Source organism: Pseudoalteromonas sp. A22, from assembly GCF_018141345.1.
Classification (GTDB): Bacteria; Pseudomonadota; Gammaproteobacteria; order Enterobacterales; family Alteromonadaceae; genus Pseudoalteromonas; species Pseudoalteromonas maricaloris.
The window spans coordinates 2,568,681-2,587,809 of the sequence record NZ_CP047238.1; the positions used below are offsets into that span (position 1 = coordinate 2,568,681).

The window sequence follows — 19,129 nt, forward strand, 5'->3', positions numbered from 1 at the left end:
TACCAATTGGTACTCAAAAAAGTACCAATCTATTGGTCAAAACACAACGCAACCAGTTGAAAAATTTCCAAGTTTCATGGAAATGCGATATAAATGGACCAGGATCATTGCTTTTATTAATACCAAGGAAGTGCCCTATGTCATTAGCCAAACACACACTCGATTTATCACTCACGGATAAAGTGTGGTTCAAATATGTGACTCTAAAAAACAAAAATGAATTGAACGATAACTCTCAAGTATCACTCAAATCTATCGCTGCGCTGGGCATGCTTTCCGGTGGCACTGAATTTTTATTTGCATTACTCGTCTTCGCCTTGGCTATCACAGCATCCTTTATTGATGGTGAGTACCCACGCTATATTGCTTTCCCTGCTTGTTTAATCGCATTTTTAATTATCTTTTTTACTAAAAGAGTCATGCTGTACAAAAAATTTGGCTTTGGCTCTCAATGGGTGATGGACGTGTCGAAAAACCAATTAACCATTTCGCCCAAAGCAATAAAAACAAAAGTAACTGGTACGCAAAAAATTGCTAGAGAAGACATTACTGAAATCACCTTTCATTACTTGCTATTGAACGACCGCAAAGGCGGAAGAATAAAAACCACGGCCAATTTATGCTTTGCCGAAATCTTATTAAAAGATGGTACAAAAGTAGAACTCAATGGCACCCGGATCGGCTTTTTTGACTTACTCTACTTGCTTATATTCTTTGACTATCCCTTAGTTTATCGAAATACGTCTGCAGGCGGCAGCTCTGATATTGCTATCATTTTACTGAGACTACTCTCTCTTTCTGCCATTGCCGCCGGTCTTGCTAAGCTTGCGCTGAATTAAAAAGGTTCACGCTTATTCTCGTGTAAATTGTGTAATAAGCGCTTCTCCTTTGTCGCCATTGATTTTCTCAATGGCCTCGAGCATTTCAATGATCCGTTGACGGTCAAACGGATTAGTGATGGTATTGCGCACATCGTCGATGATGGCCTCTAAGTAATTAAATAAGCTTTCCGTCGCGTGTTGATCCGCACTTGAGCGAAACAGTATATTTTTAAACGCTTCCAACACATTGACCATGACATAGCCATCGGTCTTTGCATAGTTTCTTATCGGAGTAAAATTATCATGCAGTAATTCATCAAAAGACGCTTCGTGAATATATAAAAGCGGCTCATTTTTAGCGTGTTTAAAGGAGTAGTTCACATCGCAAATATCCAAACGCTGGATAAGTAAAATACTCAGCATATCAATCGCCTTTACCGCAGTACCGGGGTCATTAATCCCTGGACTCATGGCCTTCACTGCAATCTCCGAGATTTGTGTTAAGCCATAGCGATAATGGTCGCTGATATACTCTTCAACATAAAAAATAAAACAGCTAAGTAACGCATCATGTAGCGCCTCATCTTCACTAAGGTCCTTGTTGCACTTAAGAAACGGGTAGCCTTTAACGGTAAAAAACCCTTGTTTAACTGCAATATATATTTTTAAGTCATGTTGCTCACACAACCCGCACAGTTTGTCACTGTGTACTCCCTTAAAATACCCCTCTTCTGTGCTGGGTAGGTTATGCCAACTCGAGAAGTCAGGAAAGTTATTAAAAGGCTGCTCTTGCTGTTTAGTGATAATATTCTTCATCTCATTTTTGGTGTTGTTAAACAGGTCATTTAGCACATTATCGACCTGTATGGCGCGGGAGATTGAATGGATAAAAAACACAAAAAAGCCTAAAGAGATCAGTCCAAACACCAGCGAAAATAAAACCCCTAACGCCGGGATCCCAGTTTCACCATTGCCCATGCCACGAATGTTTATCAGCATAATGATGGCATAAATGATACTGCCGAGATAAAACCCCAATACCAGCTGGTGCGACTTTCTGGTGATAAGACCTGGCAGTACTCTAGGTGATAACCCAGCGCTGGCATTATTCAGCACAATCATCACCATTGAAAAGCTAAATACCGTCAATGAGATGATACTACCCACGAGCGTGCTTAAGATGGTTCGTGCGTTCTCTTCACTGTCGACCAGTACAATCGCTATAAGCTCCTTAAAGTTGCTGATAGGAGCTGCATATTCAAGTGCCGTGGTTATGAGCGCGAAAATGAAAAATGCAACTGCAAGTAAAGAGGGGTAGAAACCGATACTACTTATTAGTTCGCGATAATTTTCCGCTAACTTGCGAGGTGTGAACATAGCTATCCTTACACTTTGAGGGTCGAGTTATACCAACTTGCTTTACTTAAATGGCCTATTTTGAGGCAAGAATTTTGCAGTTTAGTTGTTCTAAATGAGAAATTCTTAACGCAGTTAGCGGCGAATTTGCTCCTTAAAATTGCACATGTATTAAGTAAAATTGGTATTGTATAGCCTAGCAAGACTTGAGCAATAGAGTAAGTAAAGCAGCTAGAGTTTTAAGAGGTTAGCTTTGAAGGGCTAGCAGAACTAACCCTAAAACTTACTTGCGATTATGCAATAATCAAGAAGCCAACAAACGCAATTGCAGCCGCAATCAACGCATAAGGTAGCTGAGTGATGGCGTGACTGACTAAGTTACAATCTGAGCCTTGGGCTGCTAATACCGTAGAATCCGAGTAGAAACACGCTTGGCTTCCAAATGATGATGCCGACAACAATGCGCCTATCACCAGAGGAATATTAGCATCTACAGCAACGGCCAATGGCATCACGATAGGAATAGTCACAGCGAAGATCCCCCAACTAGAGCCTGTTGCAAAAGCCAAAATAGCCATAGATAAAAACACCATCGCAGGCAGTAAACCAGCTGTCATATAAGGACTCAGCGCATTTATCACATATTGTGGCAATAACAGTTGATCGCACACATCCTTAAAGATAAATGCGGCGATAACTGTTCCTATTGCAGGTAGCATGCATTTAAAACCATTGATCATTTGCTCAAGCATGTCTGCAAGCGGCATCAACCTTTGCACCATATAAAATGGGATAGTCACCGCCAAAGTCGCTAACAAGCCTTTCCATACATCAATGTCAAAATACACCGTAAACGCCACCAACAAACCAATGGGCACCAAAAAGTTAACCAGTTTGCCTTGAGTGTCGGCTTGTTCAAATTCCTGCTCAATGGCTTTTGCAGCATAGTGATCCGGTGTATGTACTTCTTCCAAATCAACCTGCTCAAGCGCAGGCTGCCCTTGTTTAGCTGCAAGCTCTGCTTTTTTCATTGGGCCGAATAGTGGCACAACACCAAATATCACCAGTGGCACCATAATTACAGCCACCCAAGCATACAGCATGTAAGGAATGGCCTGAATATACGTGCTGATCCCCTGTCCTTCTCCCGCGACACCGTTATCAACCAACAAACCGCCAAAGAACACAGCCCAAGTCGAAAGTGGTACTAAAACACAGATAGGCGCAGCGGTTGAATCCACAACATAGGCAAGCATTTCCCTAGAAATCTTAAACTTATCGGTAACGCGGCGCATCGTCTCACCAACCGTCAGCGCATTGAGATAATCATCAATAAAAATGATCACACCTAAAAAATAGGTCATAAGCAAAGACGACTTTGGCCCTTTTGCCATTTTCAGGGCATTACGTCCAAATGCTAAGGCACCGCCCGTGTGCACCAACAGCGCTATCAAAGCACCAAACGTACCACATACCAGAATAAGCCAGCCGATGGTTTCATCGCCCATCACTTTTAGCGAAGCATCAGCAAAATTTGCCAATACGGTGGCGGGGTCTAACAATGCGAGTCCTACAAGCGCCCCTAAAACAAGGGACAAGATAGGACGACGTAAGATAATTGCAAGCGTCAATACGACGACTGGGGGAATGATGCTAATTGCACTTGGCTCAGCCATGCGAATTTCCCAAATCAAAGGAATTTGAGCAGCGGAAAAAAGGGACGCAACGTCGGCTATAAACAGCGGCTGATGCAGTCTTATCCGTTTCCCAAATTCAGAACAAAAGGTTAAAATCACAAGCACTTAATGCGTGTGAGGATCTGCCTAATATTGGGTTGACGAGTTGACTGTATGGCCCTCATTGAAACATCGCGGAGAAAATATACAGAATTTGACTTTGCGTCAATTTATTTTTTGTCTAATGCTAGTTTTGCCATGTGCTTATTTACTTGCTCTATCTCTTCAGCGGTCAATTCGGCGTAGCGTCTAGGGTAAGACCACCCGTACCCCCAACGAAATGGCGTCGGTAAATAAGGCAACCCACCAAGTCGCACACCCGCTAACATCAGGGTTGCCACTTCTTTTTGGCCTACCGCAGCAACACATTTTTGCAAGGCAATGTCGGCATTTTCGCGCTCTATAGCGGTACCACCTTTCCAGTAGGCAAGGTCGTGCGCCGTACAACAGCTCAACCACAGTTCATTTTGCGCCAAAGTACCATCAGGAAATGCACTACAGCCATCACTTGTAAATGGCTTTAACTCATCGGCACTGCCGTGACTAGCTGCAAACAGCAGCGAGAATATAATTACTATTTTTTTTATCATCGTAAATTACCGTATGGCTACTTTCATAACTTCCAAGCTTAGCTGGCGCACCTTACACTTTCATTTCCATCAGCTGCGCATCTTCACCATAACTTTTGCATACCTTAATTGGCTTTGGGACAAAGCCTAGGGCCTGTTGATCTTTCAAGTTTGTTTTTGCAGCAGTTTGATTGGTATTTATACAAGGCAGAGCCTGCGTAGCATAGTCACTCTATGTAAGTCTGGCGATAACACAGTAGAAATGCCAATCAAGCGCTGCCCTTTGGGTTCACCTGAGTGCGCTTTGTTCATTGTTGCTCAACTTTTGCCTAGATTACTAGGCGGCAAGTCGAGCGCCGCGACCAAAACACACTCAGAAGAACAAAAATCAAACAGCAAAGGTCTACAGGCCCTAGTTTCAACCAAAACCCCACGCTATTTTGTACAGCCACGAGCCGAATGCGACAGTACCCCATTTGGGTCGCCAACTCAACTAAACGTCTAATCATCAAGGCACCTATTCCCTGCCCAGATACGGCTTGTGAAACAACTAGGTCATGTAGAAACAACGACGAACTAGGCGGTTGTTCAGGAAGTAATACCAATTTGCTGAATTAAGTGCTCTATTTTGAGGCAAGAAAATCTTGTCGATAACAAGGCAAAAATTTTGCTATTTAGTTGTTCTAAATAAGAAATTTTTAACACAGTTAGCGTCAGATTAGCTCCTTCAAATTGAGCAAGTATTTAGGTAGATTGGTATAATGTAAACAGACTCGGCGGCTTTTCATCGTACCAAGGATGCGCCAGTAAATAGGCATTCACGGCTCGATGCTGTTTAAAAACAAAACAACTCTTTGGCGAGCGCATCCATTTACTTTTTAGGATATCCACAGTTTCCGGCGCAACATCATGATACGCCTGATTTTGTAGCGTTAGGATCTCAGGCCACGACGCATCTTCGATAGCGTAATAAGTCATAATTTACTCCCATACAGCACAGAGACTAATTGCATCCTATACACCACCATTTTGGCCTTCTTGAAATATAAGAATGGGATTTAGGTTCTAGGATTTTACGACTATTGGCATCAAAAACGCCGAGCACTAATGCAATGATATGCGCGTCATCTATTGCACCTAATGTGCTACCACACTCAGGGCAAAAAGCGCGCGATGAATAATCCGAAGAACGCCACACCTTAGGCGCACCGCCAGACCCATCCCAGCTTACCTCTTCACTTGCGAACTCTCCCCATGCAACGGTTAGTGCACCACTGTGTCGTTGGCACATTTTACATGAGCAGGTATGGGGGTTATGAGGTACTCCGGTTGCAGTAAAACGGATATGTCCACATAAACACCCTCCAACAAAATTGACAGCCATCCCTGTGTTTCCTTAGTATTTCGCCATTATCCTAAATTAAGTACGATAGTAAATTACCGTGCCTATTAAAGTTCCAAGTGAAACACAAAACTGAACACTAAGCCACTGAATTTGTGATGCATTAGTTAGGTATCTCGTAGTTACGCACGGTTACCATCAAAGTTATCGTGGGGCTCGCCGGCAAGTTCATACTTCAATACTCCAAGCTCCTGATAATAATGCAAGATATCGATAAAAGATTCGTATTCTCTTTGCGGTGAAACCGTCAACGCAAAGCACTCATCATCCAATTGCTCGCTCTCCACGCCAGATAGAGTAAGCTCTTGAAGTAGCTCTATGTTTTTGGCATTTTCTAACTCGTTTGTAAAGCGGATCCGCAAAGAGTGGTACTCACTTCGAGCCACAACCTCGATAACTTCTAAAGAACCTTCGCTATCTGATGCAACCAAAACGTGGTCGCCGTAGTTAACACCAAAAGCAAAAAGCGGAGCGCCTTTTATTTGATAAATATTATCGCTCACTGCCGTCGCAACAATAAATTCTTCAGCACATCCTTGGGGATGGTTTTTAAAAGTAAACCGTACTTTATCGGTGACTACATCATTCATATGGATACAAACCGCCTTTACATGGACTGATCTCGTTTTATTTAACCGACCGTAAGTCCAAAAAATAAAAGTCACCCACAATTACAATGTGTTACTTGTATATGGGCTTAGATTGCCAACATGATGCAGTAGCAAAACTGAAGAGAAAATTAAGCAATGATCTTAAAGAAGAGTGATGGCTGTTCAAATTCATAGCGAAGCGAGAGCAATAACCCCCTAGCGTTTGCCCCAAAGCACATCAATTTCTTTACCGCCTTTAACAAACTCTAGCTTCACCGTCACTTTGGTACCATTTTGTGCCTGAGGAAAAGTGCGCGTACATTGCAATACATAATGGGCAAAAAAGCGGTTATAGAATCCATGTTCGCCCATGTCATCAAAAAGATTAAATGCTTGTTCAAGCACAGAATAATCCCCTTCTTGGTGATAAGCGAAGTTAAGTTGTGCAAAGCCATCGCATAGGTTTTTAATATCCTGCAAAATCCGCGGATGTAACTCGACTATTCCTGCAAGGGTTTGGAATTTGCTCGCACCTAGCCTGCGCCAATCCCGCTCTTTACTTGCAAGTTTTCGACATCCCTTTGCTTTGAGATATTGATATGTCGCCAGAGCCACTTCGTTATGAGAGTTAAGTTGCGATTTTAACAATGCCTCAAAAATCGCATCATATAATTTCACTCGATTTTCTATAGTTGCCCGCTCAGGAAGTATTTTGTGATTGATGGGTAATGCAGCGGCAAGCGAGATGGCCAGTCTTCGACTATCAAACTGACCTAATAAAGGTAGTAACTGAACAAACACGTCATGGTCAAGATGTAAGGACTTAACGATCCGCACATTATCGGCATCTTTGAGTATCTCGCTCAATCGGTGTTTTGTATCCTCATATTCAAACTCTGGGATCATACCCCATACCGATAAATCATCGACCAAGTGGTCCAGCTCGTTACTGGTCACACTCGCCTCTTGCTGTTCATGTACGAGCGTCAGACCCAACGTAAACTCGCGTAGCTTAGGCGGCGTTGATGTTGAAAAGGCCACCATCTGAGCATCAAAGCTGAGATAGTAATGACGTTTATCGCCATTAATATCATCTTGATAACCACGCATTCCAAGCGTAGCAAGTTGCACTCTATCTAGCTTGTCTCTCGTTTCAATGGTTTTAAATGAATAGCTGTTACGGCTCATGGCCGACCAAGCTCCAAAGCCTAAATTGAACCCATAGGCTTGCTTGATTTCAGTACTGGTTTGAAAGAAGAAGCGCTCTATCTCGATTTCATCTTGGTAACTAGGCTGAGTGATAGTACCAACCCGCCCAAATAGCGCATCAAGATGCACCTGCTCTAGGCCTTTGGTAGTTAATTTCGCTTCAAGCAGCGATTGATGACTGGATAAACGCGTATATTCAAACTTAACACTTAACTCGGCTTTCAGCTTTGCAGCCGTTTCAATATTTGCTAACACCGTTTTTTTAATGGTCAGCAGCTCGCTTTGGAGTCGTTCTAAACTGTCCATTAGTGGATCAAGCTGTAAGCGATCTTTTAATCTTAAGATCAGGTCGTTTTGCGCTTCATCGGGTGATTCTGTTGCGACGAGTGAAAGGACTTCTTCAACCTTATCCAGAGGTGCATTGAATATCCCTGTCAAAATACTCGAATAAGCTTGCTTAAATCCGGCTTGGTCGGCAAATTTGGCGTTCACTCCCCCAGTGATTGTTAAAGCGGTATTCGACAATGTTGACTTTTTAATTGCGAGGAAAGTATGGTGTGGTTTATCCAAGCGTTTAGAAAAGACAACACGAAAGCCACCACGGATCTCGATATTAAGGTCCGCATTCAAAGCCGAATCAAGGTTAATATCAAGTAATTCTCCTTGATCCAACCAACGACTAAACATATCGAGATTTTGCGCGATTATATCTGACCACCTAAAATTGGCGCTCACCGTTAACGCTCCTGCCGTTTCCATCATTAATGCATTGCTAGGTGCAAGTGACTTAATATCCTCAACATCGAAAATAACCGGCATAGTTGCAACGTCGCGCCCTAAGGCAAGACCCACAGCTTCATGTGGTTGATGGCAAAGGTAGGCTGCTAGTTTATATTGTGCCTGCCCATCTGTATTGATACCAAGCAGCTCCGCTTTGGAGGCACCGGTGAGATCAAAGTCAATGTGTGTGCTGTATTTTATCCAGCACACCTCATCACTATAGGTAAGTGTTGTGGTAGGTTCGAGATCTGCATTAACCTCTTTTTGCTTACCAATAATACCGTCTTCATCGATAACAGTGCTTGCGTTGATAAGCTCTATCTTACTTTCACCGGTAACACTTGCGGTTATCCCCTCCAATGCGAAGCTACGGCTTTCTACTATTTCCCCGCGCCAAGGTAACAAATCACCATGATAGTCTTTAAGTGGTGTGAGGGTAGTCTCGACAAGCGTTTGTAAGCCCGCCATATTCAGTTCAATCGTCATCGAATTTCCTTTTCATCTGAAGTGGAATTATCTAACCTAAGCTCCGATTAACTATAGCTGTAATTTAACCCTGAGAGGATAATTTCAGACCAATAATTCCAATCACTATCAACAGCAAACTGAGTAGCTTAAGTGATGACAACGGCTCTTTAAAATAGACAAAGCCAACAATAATCGACCCTAGCATACCAATTCCAACCCAGACAGAATAAGCAACGCTAAGCGGTAAAGTTCGTAGTGCAACACTGAGAAAGTAGAAACTTGCGGCCATCGCCACTAAAGTAATAATTGAGGGAACAGGCTTCGTAAAACCGTTGGTAAATTTCAAACCAATAGCCCAAACGACTTCCAATAAACCTGCAAAAACAAGTAGCAACCAGCTCATGACAACTCCAAAATGGGGTCGTCCCCGCCAGTAAAAGAAAGCTCTGGAGGTCGTCCACCAGAGCGAAAGCAAATTAGCACGCCCGTGAAGCTAATTCAAGCTTCACGGCAGACAAATTAAGACTCAATTAAGATTGTAAAAGAGCGAGGGCCTGTTGACCTTTGCTGTTTGATTTTTGTTCTCCTGAGTGTGTTTTGGTCGCGACGCTCGACTTGTCGCCTAGTAATCTAGGCAAAAGTTGAGCAACAATGAACAAAGCGCACTCAGGTGAACCCGAAGGGCAGCGCTTGATTGGCATTTCTACTGTGTTATCGCCTGACTTACATAGAATGACTATGCTACGCAGGCTCTGCCTTGTATAAATACCAATCAAACTGCTGCAAAAACAAACTTGAAAGATCAACAGGCCCTAATACCTAAAAAATCGCAGTTAGCCGTGACAGACAGCACCTTCCAACCATCTTGCTCTATCTGCTCAATCTCTTGGTTGAGTGAGTTAACGTCTGGTCGTGGCCAAAAAAATGCTTTTTCTTATTAAATATTACAACTCTTCTCACGCGTCTCTCCATGCGCAATTATCAAACCGGCTAAGTATACAGCACAACAAAAAAGGTACAAAGGCAAATAATGGTTACGATTATATGATGATTTATCACCGTATTAGTGTGGGTAAGACCGCTACAAGTTTTATTATTCATCATGTCCAGCGCAAAAGACGTAACACCAAAGGCTGCAAATCAATACATTACTCACGTTTACCCTTAGGTGATATTATTTCGCATGTTGACGTACAAAGCTATCAAGCGCCGCAACCGACTTAATCACATAGAGTGTTTTGGTTTGCGTGCTTTGCTCTAACTGCGATAAGAATTCTTCATTCCAAAATTGCGGGCAGCGCCTTAACGTTTTAATACTGGCAATCGTCCCTTTAAACACTGAGCTACCATCTGGCCAGCCTTCAGGCTTAGTGATCATGCTTTTTAAAAGACGTTTTATCACAAACCAATAACTCACTCGATATGGTAAGTCGATGTAGACTAAGGTATCTGCTGCATCTAAGCGCTGTTTAAACGCATCTAACGGACCAAAGCCGTCAATGATCCACGCATCAGTATTTAATATGTTTTGATGTGCTTTATCAAAAGCGGCTCTGTCAACAAACTCGCCATTTGCTTGGTAGAGCATCGAGTCTAATTGATATAACGGGATGCGTATTGCCGCGGCCAGTCCTTTACTCACCGTAGACTTGCCGCTTCCCGGTTTACCAAAAACTGCTACTTTCTTCATGTAACCTCCTTGCTGTGGCCCCACAAGGCAGATACAAAAAACCCACCTTACTTTGGTGGGTTCATTAAAAAAGCACACAAAACCACCACTCCTAAGGAATGGTAATAATTCGTGTACTTGTGAGAAATAGTTCTGTATTCATAACGATACTTTCACGCAATGATTAGGGCCTGTTTATCTTTCAAGTTTGTTTTTGCAGCAGTTTGATTGGTATTTATACAAGGCAGAGCCGGCGTAGCATAGTCATTCTATGTGAGTCAGGCGATAACACAGTAGAAATGCCAATCAAGCGCTGCCCTTCGGGTTCACCTGAGTGCGCTTTGTTCATTGTTGCTCAACTTTTGCCTAGATTACTAGGCGGCAAGTCGAGCGTCGCGACCAAAACACACTCAGGAGAACAAAAGTCAAACAGCAAAGGTCAACAGGCCCTAATTATTGTCAAGCACGCGCAAGGCCAGATGAGTGAATTGAGAAACAGCATCACTTTATGGGCAAGCGAGTCACTAACTTTGGCATCGCTACTGTCTACTCAACAGTAAGTTGCCGCCAGATAGCGCCAAAAATGAAGCACATGCACGATTAAAACGTTTAACCAGTTTAGGTTTACTAAACCACTGCCTTAGATACAGCCCAATAACAGCGTACATAGCAATAGCCACCACCTCCAGAACGAGAAAAGTAGCCCCCAATAGTGAAAATTGCTCTGTCACATTTTTTGCAACGTCGACAAACTGAGGGAGAAAAGCGGTAAATATCAAAATTGCTTTTGGATTACCCGCAGCAAGGGCGAACTCTTGTTTCATCAGTCCGATAATGCTCAGATTGCGGACATCATCTGAAACTGGACTAACGTCTGAGCGCCATAAATTATAAGCAATCCATAATAAATAGAGCGCGCCACAAATCTTAATGGCTAGAAACAATATTTCCGACGTATACAGCACAACTGCAAGGCCTGACGCGGCAAGCGCTATCATCACACAAAATGCGGCGAGCCTTCCAAACCCTGCAAGTAGAGCTATACGAAAACCATAACGACGAGCGTTATTTAGCGCTAAAAGATTATTTGGCCCTGGTGCCATATTCAAGGCAAAGCACGCTGGGATAAATAAAAGTAGTGTCCAGATGTCCATAGTCTTTCCTTTTAAAAAATATTGGCTCAGCGATTAAATTCTGACTTTAATAGCCCAAAGCACGTTAGGTCGTGAAATTGTTCTTTCCAATATCCACTTTGTCGTCTAACCCCCTCAGCTTTAAAACCTAGCTTTTCTAACACAGCCTCTGACGCATGATTTCCCGGCACCGTATCTCCTTGAATTCGATTCAGTGCGCCACATGCTAGTAAACCACCAAACGCTGCGGTGATAATTTGGTGTAATGCTTCCGTGGTATAACCCTTTCCCCAAAATTTCGGCATCAAATCATAACCGATAACTGCATTTTTCATCGCTGAGTTCCATGAGTTAAAACCACATGTACCTATAAGCTGCTCAGTGTCTTTTAATCGGATAGCCCAACGGATCCCAACACCGCTATCAAATCGAGAATGAAAGAAATCTATGAGTTTTTCAGCTTGTAATCGCTCACTAAACGCCTCTAAATCGTAGTATTTCACTACCTCTCGGTTTGAAAATAGTTCAAAAATAGCATTACTGTCGCATTCGGATAGCGCCGTAAGCTTCAAGCGTGGTGTTTCAAATTCTGGAAATTGCATATTGATCTCCTTAACATTCAAAGCGCAACACAGAGATAACTTCAAACCGCGATAAATAGCATGGTGAAAGTTATTTATACTGCGCGAAATAGCACTTTGACTGCATCTAAAAAGTGGCTGGATTGCGGCTGTTTAGTATTAAAACTTCTACCACCATCGTCTTCGACCACAATACTGTAATTACCTGACTCAAGTTCAGCGGTATACCACTGCATAAACTCAGAGAACGACTTAGCAATCACAAACTTTTCGTCTTCATCACGACCAAAGTTTATCACTTGTCCAACTGTGCCATTTTCGGCCGGTTCAAAATCTAAACCAAGGTAGTTGCCTGCCCAATCATGGGCAAACGGTACCCACTTTTTATGGGCATAAACTTCTTTGATAAACCCAGGAACATGAGAAGTTGAAAACATGCTCAGCTCTTTCATTCCCTCTTCACCTTGTGAATCGATGATTTCAGCCCACGAACACCATTCTTCATAAACTCTGTTCAAAGGTAAAAAATTGAGTCCGTAAAATAAACCAGTATTGATCTCATCTTTCTGGCCGTTATGTTCGAGATACATCGCTTTCAATCGCTCAGGCAGTTCAACACCGAACTTATTCTCTAGACTTGCTATTTCACTCGCTGTCGCCGGCTGATTAAGATCACACATAAGCTCAGGCAATGTTGCCTGTACCCATTCCATCAAGTTCATTTTAATTACTTCCTTATCACTTAAATCTAAGAGTTAATTCCATTGATATCTAAAATACGCGTGTTTGCTCATCCGCCTTCAACCAAACCGAGCATGCCAATCATTGAATCGGTTCAGCAACTCTGCGCTATTTAGCTTACGATTTGCTGTGCTTTCAAGTTCCAACATATGCTCGCTTGGATCTGTACTTAGCACTGACAGAAAAACATTTTTGGCAAAGACGCCTTCTTGCCTCAACTCTAAAAGCGCCAATACAAAAGCGTTGAAAGTGGGGTTGATAATTTCTTCAAGATAATTTTCATAGAGCTTTGCATCTTCCAGTTCAAGGCGAGCTGCGAGTAAAGTAGCAACACCTTTAAAATGCACATCCCTATCGCTTAAATCCCACTCAACGGGAGAGAACTCAAACTCAGTATTATCATCTTGTGAAAGCCATTGCTGTGTCATGGCAACGTGATAGAGCGTCATTACACTGTCATCAGTACATAAGGCATAACCGAGCAGCTCACCTGGCTGGTGTATACCTTGGAGGTTTGTAAAAGTAGTTTTTACGGCATCTTTGACGAGACTTTTCAACTTATCAAAGTCAATCAAATCTGACATGGCACAACCTCCATACACTACACTCTGGATAACACACCAAACAGATCCGCAGGCTTATTTATCTGCTAATGACATCGACCCAACTATTTTGCCATTTTCGATTAAAAAGAGCCTATTTGCGATAGGTGCGTTGCCGTAACTATCATCGTTCCAAGCTTCGCTATGTAAATAAATAAACTTATCCAATAAATCGTGCGATGCGTCTCTGGATACCACCATTAATCCGGTACGTCTCGCTATTGAGACAAGTAGCTGTTCGGCATCTAGCATGTCGTGCGCTTTCAGCATTTGCGTTTGAGATAAAATCGCTTCACTACTAAAAGACTCTCCGCTGGCAGTTAATACTTGGTTGTTTAGCACTGCGGACGGGACAAAGGTTACATCTAAAGCATCAATATTTTGAAAAGCCTGTGGAACTACCACATTTAAATCGATCTCTTGACCATCTTGGTGTGTTAAAAAAACGAAGTTATCTGGCGTATCATAACCAAAACCAATCACGACTTCTGGGTCATCTTCTGGGCCAATTAATACTGAATAAACCGCACCGTATTGAATACCAGGCCAATCTCCAGCCTTAATAATGGGGTATATTGTTCTATCCTTTAAGTCCATTGCTATTTCCTTAGCTAAGTTGTTTGGTAAAGTAGTTTCTATTGGCATGTCTGCAACAACATTTCCCGAAAACGCAGCTACCAATAACAGTATTAAAAAGACCTTCATAAAAATTTAAGCCTCAGTCAAGTAAGACGTACTGCGCAATTGTCGGTTCGAATGTGTTCGTGCTTATGCTGACAGTTGTAAGGGAGATAAATAGACGCACTAGATTTTTGAATTTATTTTGCGATATCCATATCATGCTATCTAAATACCATACTATTCTCAGCAATCCCTGCAAGTATCCATGCTTTTTTATTAAATCACCTTTGTTCCTTTTTTCAAGGTAATTTTATTAGACCATTAATAAAAAATTCAGTGACGTGGAAAAAGGTATGCTTGCATGCCGTTTAGTCTAGGTTTTTAGTGGTCGTATAACCAAGAATAATTGAGTGCTACCGTGTTGGTCTCAGCGTTTCAATAACCTTCGCATCCATCCAGTATGGATTACCTTCCCAGTAACTGGAGCCGTCTTTTCTGACTTTTTTGTCACCTCGCCAAAAGAATAAATACTTTCCGTCTGGTGATACTTTAGGACGTTGCTCGTACGCAGCCGTATTAATCGCATCTCCCATGTTTATTGCGTTTGTCCATGTGCCATCTTGGTTACGAAAACTAATGTAGATATCAGGCGTGTTTTCACCTTCCTTTTCAGCATCCCACATAATGTAAGACTCATCTGGCGCGATGTAGGGATGAGCAATGTACTTTCCTTGATTAATTGCTTTACTCATTTTGTGCGGTGTTTCATATTTGCCATCAACAAGCCGTGAATAACTCAAATGCCCACTGCCGTCTTTCAAATCTAAGACATAAAAGTAGTGTGTCCCTTTTGCTGAGGTAGTATAACCTCTGATTGGAATATCTTTAAAAGGCTCGATGTTTTGTATGTGTGAAACCGGTGGGCTAAATTGCTCCTGATATGCTTTTTTATCTGCTTCAGGTATTGATTTTTCAATCCATTGATTGTTTTTATATTGCATCACAATCCATGTTGGTTTTTGATATTCTCCACCAGAGCGAGTAAAAGAAAGCTCTGACATATCTGGCAAAAACAACACTTCAGTCTCACGGTGCTCACCCGTAGAAACGACACCTGGAGCAAATAATTCGGGTGTTAATCCCGGTGGCTTTTGTCCTAAACCGTAATTGTTTTGGGCATAACTTTTATCGCAAATTATTAAACTACAAAACATAGCAATTAGAATGCTCATCTGCTTCATAAACTATCCTTTTATTAGAGCCTTTAGTTTCAAGTAATTATAATTGCACTAGGAAACAGACAAATCCAAGCACCTTTACAAAACCTGACAATGACACCAGTTTGTCTTAATACTTGCTCAATTTGAAGGAGTAAATCTGACGCTAACTGCGTTAAAGATTTCTTATTTAGAATAACTAAATAGCAAAATCTTTGTCTTGTTATCAACAAGATTTTCTCGCCTCAAAGTAGAGCACTTAATTAAGCAAATTGATGTTACACTGCAAAGCCGCGCCATTGTGGTATCAAAAGGCCTGCAATAAACCAAGGAACTTGTAGTACGAGAATACACAGTGCATACAAACGCAACTGCTCAGCAGTCCATAGCGCAGCAAACCATCCTATGATAAAGAACGACTTCCACCCTTCTATTTTTTCAGCCCCACCAAAATTTAAAATCCAAAGCCAAAATGCCGCAAGTGTGACATGAGAAAGTATCCATGCGAGTAAACTCATATCTTATCCAACTACTAACCCTAAGGCCAAAATCAGTAACTTAGCGCACAACCCACTGCGAAAGCTACCAATAGTAATTTTGGTTATTTGTTTTCTTCCTCACTCGGGATGAAAAACTCAACTTTACCACAAGCTTTACAGGCAAACATATCAAGTGCTTGTCTACTAACAAGTAATTCACCCAAGTTACCTAAAGCCCCCCATCGTGAGCCTTCATGAAACTCTTTGGAGCCCAATTTCACCATAGACGAGTCACAACGAAGGCATTGTAATGACGGACTTTTTAATTCTGGTAAGCTCTCTTTTCCTTTCTCACAACCACAGTTCCAACAAACTTCAAAACTTGTTTCTTCAATCTCAGTACTACAATTTTTGCATTTCCAACTCATGATACCTCCTAGTATATGCTTAAATCTGCAAAGGCGACGCTCAAGAAATTCAATAGGGTCTGCCATACTTTGAAACTACATTCGCTTGTCATTTTGACTGTCCAACTTGCTCATACTTTTCAACAATCGCATTGGCAATATCATTTAATTTCCCTTGCGTGTTGTTCGCTGAAACATTCGTGGCAATAAATATTCCTAACTTCTGCTTTGGATAAAGCGCAAGCCAAGTGGAAGTACCCATAGAACCTCCGCTGTGATAGAACATAGGATTAGCTGAGTGATACTCGTATGTATTCCAAAAAAATGCGTGGCCATGTTCACTGCTGGTTTCTGTTAATAAGGTGCGCGACAACAGCACTTCTTCTGCTTGGGTGCTGAGTAAATACTGCATATAATCGGCAATCGAAGCTGCAGTGGATGTCAGTCCGCCTTCAGCGAACGAGTGTGGACTGAGTAACGGTGCAATTTTGCCGTTTCTATCTACCCCTCTCGTTATTTTACTTATCTCACTGGGCTCTAAACGAAACCTTGTGTGTTCTTCACCCGATTGTTCCGTGATCAATTGCGCAACAAGTGTAGATAATGGTTGGTTATACACGTTTTCCAAAATATACCCGGTCAGGTTTGCGCCAACATTGGAGTATTGAAATGTCTCACCAGGCATTGAGGTAAGTTGGTACTGAGCTAAATCTTCAAAAAACTTCGCTTTTGAATAGTTAGAGAACAGCTCAAAAGCCTTGCCAGACTTTATATCTGCGCTTGTATATGCAAAATCTTGCGGTAACCCACTTCTGTGAGTCGCGAGGTGACGCAAAGTGATAGGTTTGCCTAGATGCTGCAGGTTTTGATAATCACCATCCTGCAAGTACACCCTAATATCTTCATCTAGTTGTACTTTTTTATCTACTACCGCCTTGGCAAGCAACAACCCGGTATAAGTTTTAGTGATGGATGCAATTTCATACACGGTGTCATGGTGTGGCTTTGTACCATCAGGAAACTCGCCAAACTGTTTTTGATAGTTAAGCTTGTCATTCACAATGGCGATGGAGGCAACTTGTGCATTTTCCTCAATCAGAAAATCTGTTAGTTTTTTCTCAACAAATGCGTCAAAGTCTAGTTTGCTATCGTTGTTGCAGGCGTTTAAAACCATCAAAAAGAGCATCAAACAAATTAGGGTTAATGATTTCACTGAACGTAGCTGCATATTTACTCTATCGCCTTGATTAATGTATGCCAATAGAAGGCTTTTATTTACTTTATTATCAACTAGCCGCACGGCTATTTTGACGTTTTGCAGCGCTTGCAAGTTATCCTCATTCGCCTCAAACGCCTTTGCTAAAGACTCATAGGCTTGCCAAGACTTAGGTTGATATTGGGTGTAACGTTCTGCGACTTCTATCGCTTCTAAGACTCGACCTAGTCTAATCAAATTCGTACTACTGAAGCCGAGCCTATTAACACTATTCCAACGCGTTGATCTTAGCAATATAGTAAAATTATAACGGTCTCTTAATTGGTCGTAGTTGTTATTAATATTTTGTAGAACATTACCAGATTTAGTCACAATATCGCGATGCTTCTTTTCCTTTTGTAGGTCGTCTCCAACAACAGCAAAAGTAAATAACTTAAGCTGCGGTCAGCGCACAGATCTACTGGCGCCCACTTTTTTCTTTAACTTTTGTAGCGTTTTTTGGTCAAGACCTGGCACAACTGTCGCTTGCGAGCTGTTTTGAAGTATTTTTTTGATAGACGTGCCATCCACATTTATAGAAAAGACATCATAAAAGCCATATACATTCTCTGAAGCGAAATACACCTTTGTGCCGTCTGGAGACCAAGATGGATCCCATTCTTGAATGTCATTACGAGTAAGCCGCTTGTTATTGGCTCCATCAATATCCATGACATAGACCTCCTGATTGCCATCTCTATTAGATAGATAGGCTATTTTTTTGCCATCTGGGGAAATTTGAGGAGACATGTTATCAGTGTCGTCTTGAGTGAGTTGAATAACCTCACTACCATCCAAATTGGCTATGCTAATTTGGCTTGGGCTGGCTTTAGATTGATATAGTAATCGCCCATCTGGCATAAATTCTGGAGCACGACCTTCAAGATTTTTAATTTGGCGCTGTTCACTACCATCTGCATTCATTAACCAAATTTCTTCTTGCCAAACGCCTTCCTTATTTTCATATTCTCTGCCAAACGCTATCGTCATTCCATCCAAAGACCAAGCAGGTGCACTATCCCACACATATTTTTTACTGGTTAATCTTTTCATATTGCGGCCAGTAATATCAACGGTATGAATTGACCATGTTTTGAAGTTATCGTATTTACCGTAAAAGGTGACTTTTTCTCCTGATGGTGAGACAGCAGGATAGCCGTCACTTGACGTGGCTTTCACGATCTTTACTGGCGATTTACCATCTTGGTCACTTAAGTAAATCGCTTTGCTATTACCGTCTTTAAAGCCATATATAACACCATATGACTCTGTTGATGGTTCGCTATATGATTGAACTTCATGAATAAAAAACAACATAATGGTGGAAAAACAAGCCAGTTTTGAGATATCAATTTTTTTAACAAGCATTACTCAATCTCCCTTTTGTAGTTGTGTATCTAATTGGAAGACTACAGAAGTCTATCTACCAAAAACATGATGTTTTATTGATTTTTCGCTGAATTACACTTTTTCGTGCTATCTTGCAGTAACAA

General features: G+C 41.8%; 21 protein-coding genes. 1 reads left to right on the forward strand and 20 read right to left on the reverse strand.

Annotated features, from left to right (window positions below):
- Positions 1–32: 32 nt before the first annotated feature.
- Positions 33–839 (forward strand): hypothetical protein, encoded by an 807-nt coding sequence (locus tag GSF04_RS16315; protein ID WP_249122400.1) that lies wholly within the window; start codon positions 33–35, stop codon positions 837–839.
- A gap of 12 nt (positions 840–851) precedes the next feature.
- On the opposite strand, the gene GSF04_RS16320 is transcribed toward GSF04_RS16315, so the two are convergent.
- From GSF04_RS16320 to GSF04_RS16415, 20 genes are all read right to left on the reverse strand, one after another.
- The gene (locus tag GSF04_RS16320; RefSeq protein WP_211857905.1) at positions 852–2,198 is read right to left on the reverse strand and encodes a DUF2254 domain-containing protein; all 1,347 of its coding nucleotides are present in this window, start codon (positions 2,196–2,198) and stop codon (positions 852–854) included.
- Between the two features lie 272 nt (positions 2,199–2,470).
- On the reverse strand, positions 2,471–3,853 hold the full coding sequence (locus GSF04_RS16325; protein ID WP_039497221.1) for a Na+/H+ antiporter NhaC family protein: 1,383 nt from the start codon (positions 3,851–3,853) through the stop codon (positions 2,471–2,473).
- Between the two features lie 230 nt (positions 3,854–4,083).
- Complete coding sequence (locus GSF04_RS16330) at positions 4,084–4,503, reverse strand: hypothetical protein (RefSeq protein ID WP_039497219.1); 420 nt, start codon at positions 4,501–4,503, stop codon at positions 4,084–4,086.
- 308 nt (positions 4,504–4,811) lie between these two features.
- A complete protein-coding gene (locus GSF04_RS16335) occupies positions 4,812–5,087 on the reverse strand; it encodes a GNAT family N-acetyltransferase (protein WP_312026949.1) in 276 nt (91 codons plus the stop codon).
- A 139-nt stretch (positions 5,088–5,226) separates the two neighbouring features.
- Entirely contained in the window at positions 5,227–5,460 is a 234-nt protein-coding gene (locus GSF04_RS16340) for a hypothetical protein (protein ID WP_249122402.1), read from the reverse strand.
- Positions 5,461–5,485: 25 nt separating this feature from the next.
- Positions 5,486–5,866: a GFA family protein gene (locus GSF04_RS16345; RefSeq protein WP_211857906.1), complete on the reverse strand. Its 381-nt coding sequence runs from the start codon at positions 5,864–5,866 to the stop codon at positions 5,486–5,488.
- A gap of 140 nt (positions 5,867–6,006) precedes the next feature.
- On the reverse strand, positions 6,007–6,474 hold the full coding sequence (locus GSF04_RS16350; protein WP_211857907.1) for a DUF4265 domain-containing protein: 468 nt from the start codon (positions 6,472–6,474) through the stop codon (positions 6,007–6,009).
- Between the two features lie 216 nt (positions 6,475–6,690).
- Positions 6,691–8,949, reverse strand: a complete 2,259-nt coding sequence (locus tag GSF04_RS16355; RefSeq protein ID WP_211857908.1) for a hypothetical protein — start codon at positions 8,947–8,949, stop codon at positions 6,691–6,693.
- Positions 8,950–9,013: 64 nt separating this feature from the next.
- Positions 9,014–9,334, reverse strand: coding sequence for a multidrug efflux SMR transporter (locus GSF04_RS16360; RefSeq protein ID WP_017216036.1), 321 nt, complete (start codon positions 9,332–9,334; stop codon positions 9,014–9,016).
- Between the two features lie 771 nt (positions 9,335–10,105).
- Complete coding sequence (locus GSF04_RS16365; protein WP_211857909.1) at positions 10,106–10,621, reverse strand: adenylate kinase; 516 nt, start codon at positions 10,619–10,621, stop codon at positions 10,106–10,108.
- Positions 10,622–11,139: 518 nt separating this feature from the next.
- Positions 11,140–11,754, reverse strand: coding sequence for a LysE family translocator (locus GSF04_RS16370; protein WP_211857910.1), 615 nt, complete (start codon positions 11,752–11,754; stop codon positions 11,140–11,142).
- A 26-nt stretch (positions 11,755–11,780) separates the two neighbouring features.
- Positions 11,781–12,335 carry a GNAT family N-acetyltransferase gene (locus GSF04_RS16375; protein ID WP_099028907.1) on the reverse strand — a complete coding sequence of 185 codons (555 nt, stop codon included), beginning with the start codon at positions 12,333–12,335 and terminating at the stop codon, positions 11,781–11,783.
- Between the two features lie 74 nt (positions 12,336–12,409).
- Positions 12,410–13,036 carry an SMI1/KNR4 family protein gene (locus GSF04_RS16380; RefSeq protein ID WP_211857911.1) on the reverse strand — a complete coding sequence of 209 codons (627 nt, stop codon included), beginning with the start codon at positions 13,034–13,036 and terminating at the stop codon, positions 12,410–12,412.
- Between the two features lie 78 nt (positions 13,037–13,114).
- Positions 13,115–13,639: a DUF4303 domain-containing protein gene (locus tag GSF04_RS16385; protein WP_211857912.1), complete on the reverse strand. Its 525-nt coding sequence runs from the start codon at positions 13,637–13,639 to the stop codon at positions 13,115–13,117.
- A 54-nt stretch (positions 13,640–13,693) separates the two neighbouring features.
- Positions 13,694–14,362, reverse strand: coding sequence for a hypothetical protein (locus tag GSF04_RS16390; protein WP_249122403.1), 669 nt, complete (start codon positions 14,360–14,362; stop codon positions 13,694–13,696).
- Positions 14,363–14,691: 329 nt separating this feature from the next.
- Positions 14,692–15,519 (reverse strand): PD40 domain-containing protein, encoded by an 828-nt coding sequence (locus GSF04_RS16395; protein ID WP_211857913.1) that lies wholly within the window; start codon positions 15,517–15,519, stop codon positions 14,692–14,694.
- Positions 15,520–15,773: 254 nt separating this feature from the next.
- Positions 15,774–16,013 carry a hypothetical protein gene (locus tag GSF04_RS16400; RefSeq protein ID WP_010377465.1) on the reverse strand — a complete coding sequence of 80 codons (240 nt, stop codon included), beginning with the start codon at positions 16,011–16,013 and terminating at the stop codon, positions 15,774–15,776.
- An 83-nt stretch (positions 16,014–16,096) separates the two neighbouring features.
- Positions 16,097–16,402, reverse strand: a complete 306-nt coding sequence (locus tag GSF04_RS16405) for a hypothetical protein (RefSeq protein ID WP_211857914.1) — start codon at positions 16,400–16,402, stop codon at positions 16,097–16,099.
- Between the two features lie 88 nt (positions 16,403–16,490).
- Complete coding sequence (locus GSF04_RS16410; protein WP_249122404.1) at positions 16,491–17,834, reverse strand: serine hydrolase domain-containing protein; 1,344 nt, start codon at positions 17,832–17,834, stop codon at positions 16,491–16,493.
- Between the two features lie 207 nt (positions 17,835–18,041).
- Positions 18,042–19,004: a DUF5050 domain-containing protein gene (locus GSF04_RS16415; protein WP_211857916.1), complete on the reverse strand. Its 963-nt coding sequence runs from the start codon at positions 19,002–19,004 to the stop codon at positions 18,042–18,044.
- Positions 19,005–19,129: the final 125 nt, after the last annotated feature.